We start from the raw sequence: 15,340 nt of genomic DNA, 5'->3' as shown, positions 1-15,340 counted from the left end.
GGTGCGGTCCGCCGCGGTGCCGCGAACGCCGCGACGCGGCGGACCGGTGATGGTGCGGCCACTGGTGGCGGCCGGCAGTGGCGGCAGCGCGATCGGGCGGTCGGCTTCGGCGCGGAAAGTCCGGTGCGCAGGTCCGAGGCGGAGGGCCTGGTGGGCAGGATCCGGCGCGGAGGGCCCGGTGAGATGCGGTGATCGAGCGCGGGGCCCGCGGGCCGGAGCAGCGGTCGCGCTGGTGCCCGGTGGGTCGGCCCGCGGAGATCTCGCGGGATCTTTCTGGCGCGGTAGCCGGGTCGGGTCCCCGGGGTGGGACAGAAAGGTTCCGCGCGTTCGGCCGGGAGGCCGGGTCCGGTCGCCGCCAGGTGGACCGGGCGTCCGGAACGGCCGGAGACGCGGTGCGAGCGGTGCGAGCGGTGCGAGCGGATCAAGCGCGGCGCCCCGGTCACCCCCGGGCTTCGCGCGCTACCGGGCGCGGACCGTCCACTCCCCCGTCCCCGCCGTCCCCAGCCGAGGGGTCGCCGGCCCGCCGATGTCGGCAGCGCCGACGAACCGCCCGCACCGCAGCGACTACCGGCCACTCGCTAATACGATTGAAACGTACGCCTCAGCAACAGGACGCAGCACGACCAAGTCGATCAGAGAGTCGCCTGACCTGCGTGAATGTCGGAAGGGGCGACCTCAGCCGCGAGACTGCTGCTTGATCCGGGACGTCAGTTCCTGCACCTGGTCGTACACCCGGCGCCGCTCGGCCATCTCCTTGCGGATCTTCTTGTCCGCGTGCATGACCGTCGTGTGGTCCCGGCCGCCGAAGCTCTGCCCGATCTTCGGCAGCGAGGAATCGGTGAGCTCCCGGCACAGGTACATCGCGATCTGCCGCGCCTGCGCGAGCGCCTTCGTCTTCCCCGGCCCGCACAGGTCGTCGATCGTCACCGCGAAGTACTCGGCGGTGACGCCCATGATGGTCGGCGCCGTGATCTCGGGCGTAGCCGAATCGGGGATCAGGTCGCGCAGCACGATCTCCGCCAGCTGCACGTCCACCGGCTGCCGGTTCAACGAGGCGAACGCCGTCACCCGGATCAGCGCGCCTTCGAGCTCCCGGATGTTCCGCTCGATGCGGGCGGCGATGAACTCCAGCACCTCGGCGGGGGCCGCCATCCGGTCCTGCGCCGCCTTCTTCCGGAGGATCGCGATCCGCGTCTCCAGCTCGGGAGGCTGGATGTCGGTGATCAGGCCCCACTCGAACCGGGTGCGCAGCCGGTCCTCCAGCGTGCGCAGCCCCTTCGGCGGGCGGTCCGAGGACACCACGATCTGCTTGTTCGAATTGTGCAGCGTGTTGAAGGTGTGGAAGAACTCCTCCTGGGTGCCTTCCTTGCCCTCCAAGAACTGGATGTCATCGACCAGCAGCACGTCCACGTCGCGGTAGCGGCGCTGGAACGCCACCTGCCGGTCGTCGCGCAGCGAGTTGATGAAGTCGTTCGTGAACTCCTCGGTGGACACGTAGCGCACCCGCATCCCCGGGAACAGCCGCTGCGTGTAGTGCCCCACCGCGTGCAGCAGGTGCGTCTTGCCGAGCCCGGACTCGCCCCAGATGAACAGCGGGTTGTACGCGCGCGCCGGTGCCTCCGCCGCCGCCACCGCGGCCGCGTGCGCGAACCGGTTGGACGCGCCGATCACGAAGGTGTCGAAGGTGTACTTCGCGTTCAACCTGGTCTGCGAGGTCGGCGGGCCGTTCTTCGGTGCGGTGAACGGCTGGCCCTGCTGGTGCTGCTCGGTGTGCTGGCCGCGGCCGAAGGTCGGCCACACGTTCGCCTCGGTCGGAGTCGTGTCCTCCTGGTCGGCGGACTCGTCCTCGACGTCGGCCTCGTGGTCCTGGTCGGCGGGGGATTCCGGCGCCGACGGCCACTTCTGCTCCGGGGCGCGTTCCGGTTCCGGCTGGTAGTCGGCGTACTGCTGCTCGGAGCCGTACTGCGGTTCCGGCGCGTACGCGGTCTCCGGAGCGCCCCGGGAGTCCAGGGAGTACGGCACTTCCGGCGGGTACGAGGTCTGGTGGGAGTACTGCGCACCGACCTGCTCGTTCGGCAGCGAGCCGCTGATCGAACCGCCGTGCGCGCCGTTGCCGAACGCCTCCGGCCGCCGCGGCTGCGCCGAGTAGTTCGACGGTCCGGTCGCGATGTACGGGGAGGAGTCGTAGGCGATGCCGAACGTCGTGGGCCGCTCCGCGGGTTCGCCCGTGCGGGCCGGTGGCTCCGGGCGGGCCTCGGGAGCGGCGATCGGGCGGGTCGGCGCGGGTACCGCGGTGTCCACCTTGACGGCGAGCGACACCTCGCGGCCCAGCCGGCGGGACAGCGCGTCGGTGATCGGATCGCGCAGGGCGCGCTCGATCGCTTCCTTCGCGAAATCACTGGGGGCGGCTAGCAGTGCCGTACCATCCAGCAGGCCGATCGGGCGGGTCACGCGCATCCACGCGCGTTGTTGCGGCGACAGCGTGCCCGAGGACAACTCCAGCACCACTTCGTCCCAGACCCGACCAAGCTCGGTTTGGTGGTCGGTCACCCCTGCGCTCCCCTCACCGGCACGTGACCCGCACCGTTGACTCCCACACCTCGGCAAGTGCGGCGTCGCCGGCGCGGGGTGATGAACTCGCTCCGCGCACGCCCGGACAAGGTGTCCACAGAGTTATCCACAGCTGTGCATGAAGGTACGGCAGCGAACCTCGGACGTCCCCCCTGGGTCCCCGCCGGTACCTGCGATCCTGGTGGTGCCCTTGCGCGCCGCATCGATGCGCAGTGCGGACGGCTCCCACGCCGCCGGGCGCGCATCGCAGAAGGGACAACCTAACAAGGTCGAGATCGCCTCACAAGGCGGGTGGTCCCAGCCGTCCGGGACCGCACCGGCGCTGCTGAGACCCCCGGTGACCGAGCATCCGGGCAGGTGGCGTAGCCTCGTGCAGTCCCCCGCCGCACGAGCGGGAATGTCGCCGCGCTTGGATTTCGGCTGAAGTCCCGGCGCAGCGCGCGAGGCGCCGCCGGTGCCGCCGCGTGCAGACTCCCCTCGTACCACCGGGGGGTGAGCTCGACACGATGGCCGCTACGGCGGGCGGGGACATCTTGACCGAGCCATCGGGCCGAGCACGTGCCTGTTCCAACGGGCCTGAAGTAACGGGAGATCCACCGTGAGCAAGGGCAAGCGCACCTTCCAACCGAACAACCGTCGCCGTGCCCGCAAGCACGGGTTCCGGCTGCGCATGCGCACCCGCGCCGGTCGCGCCATCGTGTCCGCGCGTCGCCGCAGGGGCCGTGCCTCGCTGACCGCCTGATCATCGGTTCGTGCTGCCCGCGGCCGCCCGGCTGACCTCCAGCCAGGACTTTCGCCTGGCGGTCCGTCGTGGCCGCCGTGCGGGGCGCGCCCGATTGGTGGTGCACCTGCTGGTGCCGAACGCGGCGCCCCGGACCGAGGTCCGCGGCGCCGCTCCTGAGCACGTCCACCAGGTGAACCGCGCAGGCGTGGACCGGCACGACGGGACCACGGCGGCGCACCCCGCGGCCGACGAGCTAGCGGGGCGCGCCGAACCGAACCAGGGACCGCGGCCGGACTCGGACATCGAACCCACTCGGGACATCGGGGAACCGGCCCGCGTGGGTTTTGTCGTGAGCAAGGCCGTGGGCAACGCGGTGCTGCGGCACCGCGTGACCAGGCGGCTCCGGCACCTGATGCGGGACCGCCTCGCCGTGCTGCCCGCTGGCACACTGGTGGTGGTGCGCGCACTCCCCCCGGCCGCGACCGCATCGAGCAGTGATCTCGGGTCGGACCTCGACGCGGCGCTGCGCAAGCTGCGCGTGGCGCGCGGCGGTCCGTAGATGGCGCTGGAGGTCCCGGATGTCGGACACGCTGGACAGCGGTGAGCGGGTTCGTCCGAGCCCGGCCGCGTGGCTGCTGCTCGGCCCGGTGCACGTCTACCGGAAGATCATCTCGCCGCTGCTGCCCCCGACCTGCCGGTTCTACCCGAGCTGCAGCGCTTACGCGGTCGAGGCGCTGACGGTGCACGGAGCGTTCTACGGCAGCTGGCTCACCGTGCGGCGGTTGTTGCGCTGCGGCCCCTGGCACCCTGGCGGCTTCGACTACGTCCCACCCCGGCGGGACCGCTCCGGCGGGACGGTGGCCGAGCCGGGCGCAGCGCCCCGACCCCCCGCGGAGGACTAGTGCTCGACTTCATCAACTACCCGGTCTCGGCGATCCTCTGGTTCTGGCACGAGGTCTTCGGCTTCGTGCTGGACCCGGCCAGCGGGTACGCCTGGGCGCTGTCCGTGGTCTTCCTCGTCTTCACCCTGCGCGCGCTGCTGTTCAAGCCGTTCGTGCACCAGGTGCGTTCGATGAAGAAGATGCAGGAGTTCGCTCCGCAGGTCCGCGCGCTCCAGGAGAAGCACGGGCACGACAAGCAGCAGCTCGCGCAGGAGATGCAGAAGCTCCAGCAGGAGCAGGGCTTCAACCCGATCTCCGGCTGCCTGCCGATGCTGGTGCAGGTGCCGGTCTTCTTCGGCCTGTTCCACGTGCTCAACGGGTTCCGCCCCGGGGCACCTTCGAACTTCGTGTTCGGTCCCGAGGACGTCGCCTCCTTCGTCTCCGCCGACCTGTTCGGCGCGAAGCTGTCGAACACGATCAGCCAGGCTCCGGACGTGCTCGCGAGCTTCGGCACGGACCGCCTGTCGATGCTCCTGGTCGGGGTGCCGCTGATGGTCGCCGCGGCCATCGCCACCCACTTCACCTCCCGGCACTCGGTGCAGCGCCAGACGCCGGAGGCGGCGGCGAACCCGCAGACCGAGATCATGAACCGGATGGTGCTCTGGGTCTTCCCGATGTTCGCCATCATCGGCGGCCCGTTCCTGCCGCTGGCGATCCTGCTCTACTGGCTGGCCAACAACTTCTGGACCCTGGGGCAGCAGCGGATCGTCTACAGCCGCATCGACCGCGAGGAAGCGGCGGCCGCGCCGGCGGTCGTAGACGGCGCCACCGTCACCGCGCCGACCGCCGAGACCGCCGAGACCGCGGCGCTCGAGGCGAAACCGGCCGCCGCGGAAGCGGACGAGCCCGCGGCCCAGGACGCGACCGAGGCCCCCTCCCCCGCGCGCCCGGCCGCCGACGCAGACCAACCCGGTGATGCTCCCGGGGTGTTCGAAGACCGTTCCCGCGACAGTCGGCCGGACGAGTCCCGCTGACCGACGTCGCGTACCCCTGGAGAGGAGACGCCCAGTGTCTGAAACCGTGCAGGAGCCGACCAAGGTCGAGGAGTCGGCGGAGTCCACGCCGAACGCCGACCAGGAGCGCAGCAATACCGAGACGCTGCTCGTCCAGGAGGGCGACGTGGCCGGTGACTACCTGGAGCGGCTGCTCGACCTGCTGGACTACGACGGGGACATCGACCTCGACGTGGAGGCCGGTCGTGCGGTGGTGAGCATCGACGGCGGTAGCGACCTGGAGCACCTGGTCGGGTCGCGCGGTCAGGTGCTGGAGGCGCTGCAAGAGCTGACCCGGCTCGCCGTGCAGCAGGACACCGGAGTGCGCAGCCGGCTGATGCTGGACGTGGCCGGCTGGCGCGCGGGCCGTCGCGAGGAGCTCACCAACCTCGGTCGCACGACCGCGGAAGAGGTGCTGTCCTCCGGCGAGGAGACCCGCCTCCGTCCGATGACCCCGTTCGAGCGGAAGATCATCCACGACGCCGTCGCGGCGGTCGACGGAGTGCACAGCGAGAGCGAAGGCGAAGAGCCGAGCCGCAAGGTCGTCGTCTACAAGTCGAACTGACCTCCCCTCCCCCGCGACGCGCGGGATGGACCAAGGCGCCCGGTCGGGATCTCCCGGCCGGGCGCCTTCGCGTTCGGCGGATGTTCCACGTGGCACCAGGCATCGCGAACCCGTCGTGTTTCACGTGAAACCAGGCGCGGGAGCAAGACCGACTTCGGGCTGAGATGATGATGTGGGCCGCGCGGACCGCCTGATCCGAGTCCGCGTTTCACGTGAAACCAGCGCGCCGATCATCGAGCCCGTTCCACGTGAAACAACTCCGTACCGACTTGGTGGACGCGCCCCCGTTTCACGTGAAACAACGACAGCAGGGTGGAAGACTGTGACCGCAGCAGAAGGTGATCCGATCCCGGTTCCGGCGGCCGCGCAAGCGATCTTCGGTGATCGTCTTCCGGGGGCGGAGCGGTTCGCGACGATGCTCGCCGAGGAAGGCGTGCGGCGAGGATTGATCGGTCCGCGGGAACTCCCCCGGATCTGGGACCGCCATCTGTTGAACTCCGCGGTACTCGCGGAGTTGCTGCCACCGAATTGCCGTGTCGTGGACGTAGGCTCAGGGGCGGGGCTGCCGGGCATTCCGCTGGCGATCGCTTGCCCCGATGTCGAGCTGGTTCTGCTGGAGCCGATGGCTCGACGAGTGGCCTGGCTGCGGGAAGTCGTCGAGGAACTGGATCTCTCCGTCGAGGTGGTGCGTGGGCGTGCCGAGGAAGGCCCGGTACGTGATCGGCTCGCCGATCAGGACGTGGTCACCGCGCGCGCCGTGGCGCCGCTGGAACGGCTCTCGGCCTGGTGCCTCCCCCTGTTGCGTCCCGGCGGGCGGATGCTCGCGTTGAAGGGATCGACCGCGGCGGAAGAGCTGGAACGCGATGCGGACGCCGTCCGGGCGGCGGGTGGCAGCCCCGGTGAAGTGTTGTCGTGCGGCGACAACGTGCTCGATGTGCCGACGACGGTCGTCGTCGTGGAGCGGGTATCCCAGAAAGCGCCCGGTCGGCGTCGTGACGGCGGCCGTAGAGCGAGGAAGGATCGTGGACGGTGACGGAGTCGAACGGAGCGGATCGTGTTTCACGTGAAACGAAGGGGCGCGTGATGGGTTCCATGCGTTTTCCTTCTGGCGCGGAAGAACGCGGTCAGCAAGCGAGTGAAGCCTTCCCGGCGGACGGCGTGGGCTGGACTCCGATCATGGAAGAGGCTCAGCGCGCGACCCGGGTGCTGCACCCCGAGACGATGCAGCTCCCCCGCCCGGATCGGCGGCGCATCCTCACCGTCGCCAACCAGAAGGGCGGCGTCGGCAAGACGACGAGCACGGTGAACCTCGCCGCCGGACTGGCGGTGCAGGGGCTGAAGGTGCTCGTGATCGACCTCGACCCGCAGGGGAACGCCAGCACCGCGCTCGGCGTGGACCACCGGTCCGGTGTCCCCTCGGTGTACGAGGTGCTGCTCGGCGAGATCAGCATCGCGGACGCCGCGGCGCAGAGCACCGAATCGCCGAACCTGTACTGCGTGCCGGCGACGCTCGACCTGGCTGGCTCGGAGATCGAGCTGGTGTCGATGGTCGCCCGCGAGGGGCGGCTCAAGGAGGCGCTGAAGTCCGAGGCGATCGAGCAGATCGCCCCCGACTACGTCTTCATCGATTGCCCGCCGTCGCTCGGCCTGCTCACGGTGAACGCGATGGTGGCCGCGCACGAGGTGCTGATCCCGATCCAGTGCGAGTACTACGCGCTGGAGGGTCTCGGGCAGCTGCTGCGCAACATCGAGCTGGTGCAGGCGCACCTGAACCCGGCGCTGTGGGTGTCGACGATCCTGCTGACGATGTACGACGGCCGCACCAAGCTGGCGGACCAGGTGACGAACGAGGTGCGCAGCCACTTCGGCGAGCTGACGCTGCGGACGGTCATCCCGCGCAGCGTGAAGATCTCCGAAGCGCCCGGGTTCGGCAAGACGGTGCTGAACTACGATCCCGGTTCGCGGGGTTCGATGAGCTACCTGGATGCGGCGAAGGAGATCGCCGAGCGGGGTGTGGAGAGGAAGACGGCATGACCGAACGCAAGGGTGGTCTGGGGCGAGGCCTCGCGGCGCTGATCCCGAGCGGTCCTCCCGCGGAGAGCGGCGGCGGCTCCACCGGAGTCTCCGTGCGCGGCGCCGGCTTCACCCCACCCCCCTCCCCCGCCCCGGGGGACGGCGCGAGCGCGCCGGAGCCGGTTTCACGTGAAACCGGCGGCGGAACGGTGGCGGGTGCGACCTACCGGGAGGTCGTGACCGCGTCCATCACGCCGAACCCGCGGCAGCCGCGGCAGGTCTTCGACGAGGAGGCGCTGTCCGAGCTGGAGCACTCGATCCGCGAGTTCGGCCTGATGCAGCCGATCGTGGTGCGGGAGATCGAGTCCGGCCAGTACGAGCTCATCATGGGCGAGCGCCGCTGGCGCGCGTCGCAGCGAGCCGGGCTGGAGGTCATTCCCGCGATCGTCCGCGAGACGGCGGATGACGCGCTGCTGCGGGACGCCCTGCTGGAGAACATCCACCGGGTGCAGCTGAACCCGCTCGAAGAGGCGGCCGCGTACCAGCAGCTGCTGGACGAGTTCGACGTGACGCACGACGAGCTGGCGGAGCGGATCGGTCGCAGCCGTCCGGTCATCACGAACACGATCCGCCTGCTCCGGCTGCCGATGCCGGTGCAGCGCCGGGTCGCTGCCGGGGTGCTCTCGGCGGGGCACGCGCGGGCGTTGCTCGCTCTGGACGACGCGGGCGGCCAGGAGGAGTTGGCGTCGCGGATCATCGCCGAGGGGTTGTCCGTGCGGGCGACCGAGGAGGCGGTGACGCTCAAGAAGAGCGAGGGGCCGGCGAAGCAGAAGGCGGCGCCGCGGAAGCAGCTGCAGTCCCCCGGCTTGCAGGGGTTGGCGGAGAAGCTGTCCGATCGCTTCGACACCAAGGTCAAGGTCGATCTGGGCAAGCGGAAGGGCCGGATCGTCGTGGAGTTCGGTTCGGTGGACGACTTGGAGCGGCTGGCCGAGTTGTTGTTGCCGGGAGAGGCCGACAAGCTCCGCGAAATCCGGGAGGGATGACACCGGGGTCTTTCGTCACGGTGACGATCACCGTTTTGGGCGATATGACCGGATAGTCGAACGGTCACCGCTGACCCCGATCCCCCGGCACGGCGGGCCCCGGAATTGCTCGGGGCCGCAGCCGATCACTCCGACTCCGCGTACTCCGACGCGGCGGTCGGGACCTGAACGAAGAAGAGCCGCCGATGTCGCAACATCGGCGGCTCCTGCTTTCAACGGCGGATCTCCCGCGAACTCATCGAGCGAGAGACGTTCGCCGTTTCACGTGAAACATGCGCTCAGTTCCCGCGTGCGATCGCCTTCTCCACCAGTCCGGCGAACACCTCGCCGAGCGATCGGTCCGCGGCCTCCACGGCCATCGGGAACAGCGAGGTCTCCGTCAGGCCCGGCGACACGTTCACTTCGAGGAAGTGCGGCACCCCGTCCTGGTCGATGATCGCGTCGGTGCGGGACACGTCGCGCAGCCCGAGCAGGCGGTGCGCCGCGACCGCCAGCTCGCCCGCGCGGGCGGCGACGTCCGGCGCCAGGTCGGCGGGAGCCTCGTAGCTGGTGAGCCCCGCGGTGTAGCGAGCGGTGTAGTCGTACACGCCGTCGGCCGCCTCGATCCGCACCGCGGGCAGCGCCTCCGGTCCGTCCGCGGTGTCGACGACGCTGATCGCGACCTCGACGCCTTCCACGAACCGCTCGACGAGCACGGTGTCGCCGTAGGCCAGCGCGCCCACCATCGCCGAGGGCAGCTCCGAGGCATCCCGGACGACCCGGGCGCCGAGCGCCGACCCGCCCTGGTCCGGCTTCAGCATCAGCGGCAGGCCGAGCTTGGCCACCAGCGCGTCCAGCACCGCCTGCGCGCCGAGCTCGCGGAACGTGGCGTGCGGCAGCACCACCCAGTCCGGCGTGCTCAGGCCGGCGCGGGCCAGTTCGGCCTTGGCGGTCGGCTTGTCCCAGGCGCGGCGGCAGGCGCGCGGATCGGTGCCCACGTACGGGACGCCGAGCATGTCCAGCACGGACTGCACCGCGCCGTTCTCCCCTTCGCCGCCGTGCAGCGCGATGACCACGGCATCCGGCCGTTCGTCCTGGACGCGCGCGACGAGGCGGGAGTCGGCGTCCCACTCCCCCACGGTCATTCCGACGGAGCGCAGCGCGGTGGACAACCGCCTCCCGGAGCGCAACGACACCTCGCGCTCGTGCGACAACCCACCGGACAGCACGGCGACCCAACGATCGGACACTGGTCGAACTCCCCTGAAAGTAAGAGTCCACTGCGCACCGAGTGCGCAGTGGACCGATCGAATCGTGCGGCAGGACCCGAGGTTACGCCGTGTCGGGAGAGGGGGCTTCGGGCCCGGACACCGCGCGCTGCGGCACGGTGCCGAAGGTCCGCACCAGCTCCATCTCGTCGGTCAGCGTGTTCGCGAGCCTGCGGACGCCCTCCCGGATGCGTTCCGGCGTCGGGTAGCAGTACGACAGCCGCATCTGCCGGGAGCCCAGCGAGTCCGCGTAGAAGCCGGTGCCGGACGCGTAGGCGACTCGCTGCGTCACGGCGCGCGGCAGCATCGCCTTGGTGTCCACGCCTTCCGGCGCGGTGAGCCACACGTAGAACCCGCCGTCCGGCTTGGTCCAGGTGCAGCCTTCCGGCATGTGCTGTTCGAGCGCGCCGAGCATCGCGTCGCGGCGCTCCCGGTACTGCTCGCGGAAGGTCTTGATCTGGCCCTTCCAGTCGTGTGTGGCGAGGTAGCGGGACACGATCATCTGGTTCAGCGTGGGCGGGCACAGCGTCGCCGACTCGGCGGCGAGGACCAGCTTCTCCCGCACCGCGTGCGGGGCGAGCACCCAGCCGACGCGGAGCCCGGAGGCGAAGGTCTTGGAGAACGAGCCCAGGTAGACCACGTTGTCCGGGTCGAGGCTGCGCAGCGCCGGGTAGATCTGCCCCTCGAAGCCGAGCAGGCCGTACGGGTTGTCCTCCAGCACCAGGATGTCGTGCCGGCGGCAGATCTCGAGGATCTCGGCGCGGCGCTCCACGGCGAGCGTGACGCCGCCGGGGTTGTGGAAGTTCGGAATGGTGTAGAGGAACTTGATGCGCTCCCCGCGCGCGGTGACCTCGGCGATCGCGTGCCGCAGCGCCTCGGGCTGCAGGCCGTCGTCGTCCATCGCCACGTGCACGACCTTGGCCTGGTAGGCGGCGAAGGAACCGAGCGCGCCGACGTAGGACGGTCCTTCGGCGAGGACGACGTCGCCCGGGTCGCAGAACAGCCTGGTCACCATGTCCAGGGCCATCTGGGAGCCGACGGTGACCATCACGTCGTCCGGGTGACCGTTGATCCCCTCGGCGGCCATGATCTCGCAGATCTGCTCGCGCAGTTCCGGCACGCCGTGCGCGGAGCCGTACTGCAGCGCGGCCTGGCCGTCGACGGCGATGAGCCGGGAGACCTCGGCGGCGAGCGAGTCCAGCGGCAGGGCGGCGAGGTTCGGCATCCCGCCGGCGAGCGAGACGACCTCGGGGCGGCTCGCCACGGCGAACAGTGCCCGGATCTCCGATGCGGTCATGCCTGCGGTGCGCTGGGCGTAGCGGTCGCGGTGCGCGTCGAGGTTGCGCGCCGCTCCTGCCTGCTGCACCGCTGCCTCCTGCTGGGGGCCGGGCTGCTGCTGATCGGTCGGGTTGCTGCCGTGATCGGACATTCCGCGCTCCGGTGGATCGGGTGTGCGCTGTAGTGATCGTCTCCTGTTACCGCTAGGTGACGGTCGCGCGAGTCTATCTGTGCTATCGCGTCCGGCGGTGGCTTGTGTAACGGGCGCCTCGCACAAACCGGCTTGACGGTAACCCATCTCACCATTTCGGGGGACGCTGGGAAGGACGAGATGCTTCCGGCGGTCGGTGGCGTCGGCTTATCCTTGCGGCAGCCCCACCTGCCGTGCGTGGGTTCTGGCGGATTGCAGGGGAGGTCAGGGTGTCGCGACGCGTCGTAGGCGTCACGCTGGACAACCTCGACCACTTGCCACCGAAGTGCCGTCGCTGCGTGTTCTGGGAACTCGCGCCGCACATCCGGGAGCAGGCCGAGGAGTTCGGCGAGACCGGTCTCGAGAAGGAGGCCTGGGTCTCCAACGTGCTGCTGGACTGGGGGTCCTGCGGTCGGGTGCTCTACGTCGACGACGTACCCGCCGGTTACGCGCTGTACGCCCCGCCCGCCGCCGTGCCGCGGGCCTCGGCGTTCCCGTCCGGTCCGGTCAGCGCGGACGCGGTGCTGCTCACCTCGCTGCGGGTGATGCCGGACTTCGAGGACGGCGGCCTGGGCCGGGTACTGCTGCAGAACGTGGCGAAGGACCTGACGAAGCGCGGCGTCCGCGCGATCGAGGCGTTCGGGGACCTGCACGAAGAGGCCGACAGCTGCGTGGTCCCCGCGGGGTTCCTGCAGCAGGTCGGGTTCAAGACGGTCCGCCAGCACCCGAAGTGGCCGCGGTTGCGGCTGGAGCTGCGCACCGCGATCTCCTGGAAGGAAGACGTCGAAGCGGCCCTGGAACGGCTGCTCAGCACGGTGTCGGTGAAAACGGCGGAGCCGGCCCTCGGGTGAGCCGTCGAGCCCGGTGTCGCGACCGGCTCCGCGCTGCGAACGGTGCTCAGGCGCCTTCGGCGCGGGTGAGCTCGTGCCGGAGCAGGTCGTCGAAGGTGAAGGTGCCCGTCGGCTGGTCGTCCTTGCCGAGCAGGTAGAGCCGCTTCACCGCGACCAGCAGGCCCTCGGCGATGATGTCCCGGAACGCGGGGTCGAGCAGCCGCCGCCGGTCCTCCGGGTTGGTCAGGTAGCCGATTTCGGTGCGCACTGCGGGCATCCGGGTGAGGCGCAGGACTTCCCACGTCTTCGGGTGGATGCGGCAGTCGAGCATGCCGGTGCGCGCCACGATCTCGCGCTGCAGGAACCCGGCCAGCGCCTCCCCCACCGTGGACGTGGTGCCGTTGCCGGTGCCGAAGTGGAAGCTGGCGACGCCCTGGGCGGCCGGAGCCGGGTTGGCGTCCATGTGCAGCGACAGGAACAGGTCGGCGCCCGCCTCGTTCGCGAAGCTCGCCCGGTCCGCTTCCGGCGGGCAGGAGTGCGGCCCGCGGGTGATCAGCGCTTCCATGCCGGTGGCGACCATGCGGCCTTCGAGCCTGCGCGCCAGGTCCCAGGCGATGTCGGCCTCGTTGACGCCGCCGACGGCGACGCCGCGGTCGGTGCCGCCGTGCCCGGGGTCCAGCACGATGCGCTTGCCGCGCAGCAGCGGACCGGCGCGGCGCACCTTCTCCTGTTCCCGCAGGTAGACGGGACGACCACCGCGGACCTTGGGGGCGAGCTGCTTGAGCGCCCGCAGCGTGCCCGGGCCGCAGATGCCGTCGGCGTTGAGCCCGTAGTCCCGCTGGAAGCTGCGCAGCGCGTGCTCGGTCTGCCAGCCGAAGATGCCGTCGGGCCTGCCCGCGTCGAAGCCGAGTTCCAGCAGCCGCTCCTGCAGCGCGAACACGTCGTCGCCGCTGATCGGCTTGGACACCAGGTAGGCCAGCGAGCGGTCACCGAGCCGCCAGCGCGCGTCGATCAGCGCGCGGTACGTGGCGGGGCCGACGACGCCGTCGGTGATCAGCCCGCGTCGCTGCTGGAAGAGGCGCACCGCGTGTTCCACCGCTGCGTCGAAGTGCGCGGGACCGGAAGCGGTTCCGTTTGGGGGGGCCGGTAGGAGACCCAGCGCAGCAAGGGTGTTCCTGATCTCGGCAACGGCCGGACCGACGTCACCGCGGTGGAGCAGCTGCATGCACTCCTCGCTCGATTCAGGCGCCGGACGGATCCCGGCGCGTAGGACGGTCGTACTCCCCCGAATGTCCACTTTTGGGTGGAAGGGTTCGGATGCGAACCCATCGGCTCATTGTGCCTTGCCTGCATTGCAGCGGCGCTGCGGGCCGCTCGCAGCGCGCTGCGCACGGCGTGACCTCGCGCCTACCGGCGAGAACGACGAAACCCCGCGCGCCTCCGCACGAGGGCGGGGCGGGCGGGGTTCCGGCCGGTGCGACGGGTCAGCGACGCGTCACAGGTAGTCCTCCAGGTCGGACAGCAGCGCGGCCTTCGGCTTGGCGCCGACGATCTGCTTGACCGGCTCACCCTTCGAGAACAGCAGCAGGGTGGGCACGCTCATCACCTGGTAGTCGCGGGCGATCGACGGGTTCTTGTCGATGTCCAGCTTGGCGACCGTGATGCCCGGGTTCTCGGCGGCGATCTCTTCCAGGACGGGCGCGACCATCTTGCACGGGCCGCACCAGGTCGCCCAGAAGTCGACGAGAACGGGCTGGTCGCTGCCCAGCACGTCGGTCTTGAACGAGTCGGCGTCGACGGTCACGGTGTTGTTCCCGGCCATGTTCATCTCCCTCGGTGGAAATCAGCTGTCGGTGGCGCGTTGGCTCAGCGCGCTGCCGCGGTCTCGGCGGCCGGCGCGTAGCCGCCGCCCTCGTGCTCGGGCGCGACGTGCGCGGCCTCGCTCATCTCGTTCTCGGCGAGCCACCGCTCCGCGTCCATCGCCGCCGAGCAGCCGGAGCCCGCGGCGGTGATGGCCTGCCGGTAGGTGTGGTCGACGAGGTCGCCCGCGGCGAACACGCCGGGGATGCCGGTGCGGGTCGTGGGCTGCTGCACGGCGACGTAGCCCTCGTCGTCCACCTCGACCTGGTCGCGCACGAGTTCGCTGCGCGGGTCGTGGCCGATGGCGACGAACATGCCGGTCACGTCCAGCTGAGATTCCTCGCCGGTGCTCGTGTCCAGCAGCTTCAGACCGGTGACGGAGCTGTCGCCCAGCACCTCGGTCACCGCGGCGTTCGTGCGCCAGCGGATCTTCTCGTTGGCCTTGGCCCGCTCCAGCATGATCTTGGAGGCGCGGAACTCGTCGCGGCGGTGGATGATCGTCACCGAGTCGGCGAACTTGGTGAGGAACGTGGCCTCCTCCATCGCCGAGTCGCCGCCGCCGATCACGGCGATGTGCTGCTCGCGGAAGAAGAAGCCGTCGCAGGTGGCGCAGGAGGACACGCCGCGGCCGAGGAGCTTCTCCTCGCCGGGGATGCCCAGGTAGCGGGCGGCGGCGCCCATCGCCAGGACGATCGCCTTGGCGCGGTACTCGACGCCGTTGGCGGTGACCTTCTTCACCTCGCCTGCGAGGTCGATGTGCTCGACGTCCTCGGCGCGCAGCTCACCTCCGAACCGCTTCGCCTGCTCCCGCATCTGCTCCATGAGCTCGGGGCCCATGATGCCGTCCCGGAAACCCGGGTAGTTCTCCACTTCGGTGGTCGTCATCAGCGCGCCACCGAACTGCGTGCCCTCGAAGACCAGTGGCTCCAGCTCGGCCCGCGCGGCGTACACCGCGGCGGTGTAGCCCGCAGGGCCGGAGCCCACGATGATGAGGTTGCGGACGTCGTCGCTCACCGCGCCCCTTTCGTTGTCGCGTGCCGCCCGCCGCGCAGGACGCGCGAGCGTATCCGGGTCAACGCGATCCTA

General features: G+C 70.4%; 15 protein-coding genes. 9 read left to right on the top strand and 6 right to left on the bottom strand.

Annotated features, from left to right (window positions below; translation table 11 throughout):
• Positions 1-675: 675 nt before the first annotated feature.
• The gene (dnaA, locus tag ABZ805_RS06495; protein ID WP_358435292.1) at positions 676-2,550 is read right to left on the bottom strand and encodes a chromosomal replication initiator protein DnaA; all 1,875 of its coding nucleotides are present in this window, start codon (positions 2,548-2,550) and stop codon (positions 676-678) included.
• Between the two features lie 619 nt (positions 2,551-3,169).
• Between dnaA and rpmH the strand changes: the two genes are divergently transcribed.
• The 8 genes from rpmH (at position 3,170) to ABZ805_RS06455 (ending at position 8,849) form a co-directional block, all read left to right on the top strand.
• A complete protein-coding gene (gene rpmH, locus ABZ805_RS06490) occupies positions 3,170-3,313 on the top strand; it encodes a 50S ribosomal protein L34 (protein WP_224957024.1) in 144 nt (47 codons plus the stop codon).
• Between the two features lie 10 nt (positions 3,314-3,323).
• On the top strand, positions 3,324-3,854 hold the full coding sequence (gene rnpA, locus ABZ805_RS06485) for a ribonuclease P protein component (protein WP_358435288.1): 531 nt from the start codon (positions 3,324-3,326) through the stop codon (positions 3,852-3,854).
• A 19-nt stretch (positions 3,855-3,873) separates the two neighbouring features.
• Positions 3,874-4,197, top strand: coding sequence for a membrane protein insertion efficiency factor YidD (gene yidD, locus ABZ805_RS06480; protein WP_358435285.1), 324 nt, complete (start codon positions 3,874-3,876; stop codon positions 4,195-4,197).
• Entirely contained in the window at positions 4,197-5,210 is a 1,014-nt protein-coding gene (gene yidC, locus ABZ805_RS06475) for a membrane protein insertase YidC (protein WP_358435282.1), read from the top strand. The genes yidD and yidC overlap by 1 nt, the downstream gene beginning before the upstream one ends.
• Before the next feature lie 34 nt (positions 5,211-5,244).
• Entirely contained in the window at positions 5,245-5,793 is a 549-nt protein-coding gene (locus tag ABZ805_RS06470; protein ID WP_358435279.1) for a R3H domain-containing nucleic acid-binding protein, read from the top strand.
• A gap of 322 nt (positions 5,794-6,115) precedes the next feature.
• Complete coding sequence (gene rsmG / locus ABZ805_RS06465; RefSeq protein WP_358435277.1) at positions 6,116-6,826, top strand: 16S rRNA (guanine(527)-N(7))-methyltransferase RsmG; 711 nt, start codon at positions 6,116-6,118, stop codon at positions 6,824-6,826.
• Between the two features lie 143 nt (positions 6,827-6,969).
• Positions 6,970-7,827, top strand: a complete 858-nt coding sequence (locus ABZ805_RS06460) for a ParA family protein (protein WP_358435274.1) — start codon at positions 6,970-6,972, stop codon at positions 7,825-7,827.
• Positions 7,824-8,849, top strand: a complete 1,026-nt coding sequence (locus ABZ805_RS06455) for a ParB/RepB/Spo0J family partition protein (RefSeq protein WP_358435271.1) — start codon at positions 7,824-7,826, stop codon at positions 8,847-8,849. The genes ABZ805_RS06460 and ABZ805_RS06455 overlap by 4 nt, the downstream gene beginning before the upstream one ends.
• Before the next feature lie 278 nt (positions 8,850-9,127).
• Here the strand turns inward: ABZ805_RS06455 and ABZ805_RS06450 are convergent, their stop codons facing one another.
• Both ABZ805_RS06450 and ABZ805_RS06445 read right to left on the bottom strand, forming a co-directional pair.
• The gene (locus ABZ805_RS06450) at positions 9,128-10,078 is read right to left on the bottom strand and encodes a D-alanine--D-alanine ligase (RefSeq protein ID WP_358435268.1); all 951 of its coding nucleotides are present in this window, start codon (positions 10,076-10,078) and stop codon (positions 9,128-9,130) included.
• Positions 10,079-10,160: 82 nt separating this feature from the next.
• The gene (locus ABZ805_RS06445; protein WP_358435265.1) at positions 10,161-11,525 is read right to left on the bottom strand and encodes a PLP-dependent aminotransferase family protein; all 1,365 of its coding nucleotides are present in this window, start codon (positions 11,523-11,525) and stop codon (positions 10,161-10,163) included.
• A 269-nt stretch (positions 11,526-11,794) separates the two neighbouring features.
• Here ABZ805_RS06445 and ABZ805_RS06440 point away from each other — a divergent pair, with 269 nt between their 5' ends.
• Positions 11,795-12,415, top strand: coding sequence for a GNAT family N-acetyltransferase (locus ABZ805_RS06440; protein WP_358435263.1), 621 nt, complete (start codon positions 11,795-11,797; stop codon positions 12,413-12,415).
• Positions 12,416-12,461: 46 nt separating this feature from the next.
• Here the strand turns inward: ABZ805_RS06440 and ABZ805_RS06435 are convergent, their stop codons facing one another.
• The 3 genes from ABZ805_RS06435 to trxB form a co-directional block, all read right to left on the bottom strand.
• On the bottom strand, positions 12,462-13,619 hold the full coding sequence (locus ABZ805_RS06435) for an N-acetylmuramoyl-L-alanine amidase (protein ID WP_358435260.1): 1,158 nt from the start codon (positions 13,617-13,619) through the stop codon (positions 12,462-12,464).
• 270 nt (positions 13,620-13,889) lie between these two features.
• The gene (gene trxA, locus ABZ805_RS06430) at positions 13,890-14,216 is read right to left on the bottom strand and encodes a thioredoxin (RefSeq protein WP_358435257.1); all 327 of its coding nucleotides are present in this window, start codon (positions 14,214-14,216) and stop codon (positions 13,890-13,892) included.
• 44 nt (positions 14,217-14,260) lie between these two features.
• Positions 14,261-15,268: a thioredoxin-disulfide reductase gene (gene trxB, locus ABZ805_RS06425; protein WP_358435254.1), complete on the bottom strand. Its 1,008-nt coding sequence runs from the start codon at positions 15,266-15,268 to the stop codon at positions 14,261-14,263.
• Positions 15,269-15,340 lie beyond the last annotated feature (72 nt).

The organism is Saccharopolyspora sp. NPDC047091 (assembly GCF_040643635.1).
In the GTDB taxonomy this organism is placed as follows: domain Bacteria; phylum Actinomycetota; class Actinomycetes; order Mycobacteriales; family Pseudonocardiaceae; genus Saccharopolyspora_C.
This window is presented reverse-complemented; position numbering and strand designations above follow the sequence as displayed.

What these genes read in the sequence shown, in the direction of transcription:
- ABZ805_RS06435 (WP_358435260.1), bottom strand. Translation starts at nt 13,619, where the DNA reads ATGCAGCTGCTCCACCGCGGTGACGTCGGTCCGGCCGTTGCCGAGATC.
- ABZ805_RS06455 (WP_358435271.1), top strand. Translation starts at nt 7,824, where the DNA reads ATGACCGAACGCAAGGGTGGTCTGGGGCGAGGCCTCGCGGCGCTGATC.
- trxA (WP_358435257.1), bottom strand. Translation starts at nt 14,216, where the DNA reads ATGGCCGGGAACAACACCGTGACCGTCGACGCCGACTCGTTCAAGACC.
- ABZ805_RS06460 (WP_358435274.1), top strand. Translation starts at nt 6,970, where the DNA reads ATGGAAGAGGCTCAGCGCGCGACCCGGGTGCTGCACCCCGAGACGATG.
- ABZ805_RS06445 (WP_358435265.1), bottom strand. Translation starts at nt 11,525, where the DNA reads ATGTCCGATCACGGCAGCAACCCGACCGATCAGCAGCAGCCCGGCCCC.
- yidD (WP_358435285.1), top strand. Translation starts at nt 3,874, where the DNA reads ATGTCGGACACGCTGGACAGCGGTGAGCGGGTTCGTCCGAGCCCGGCC.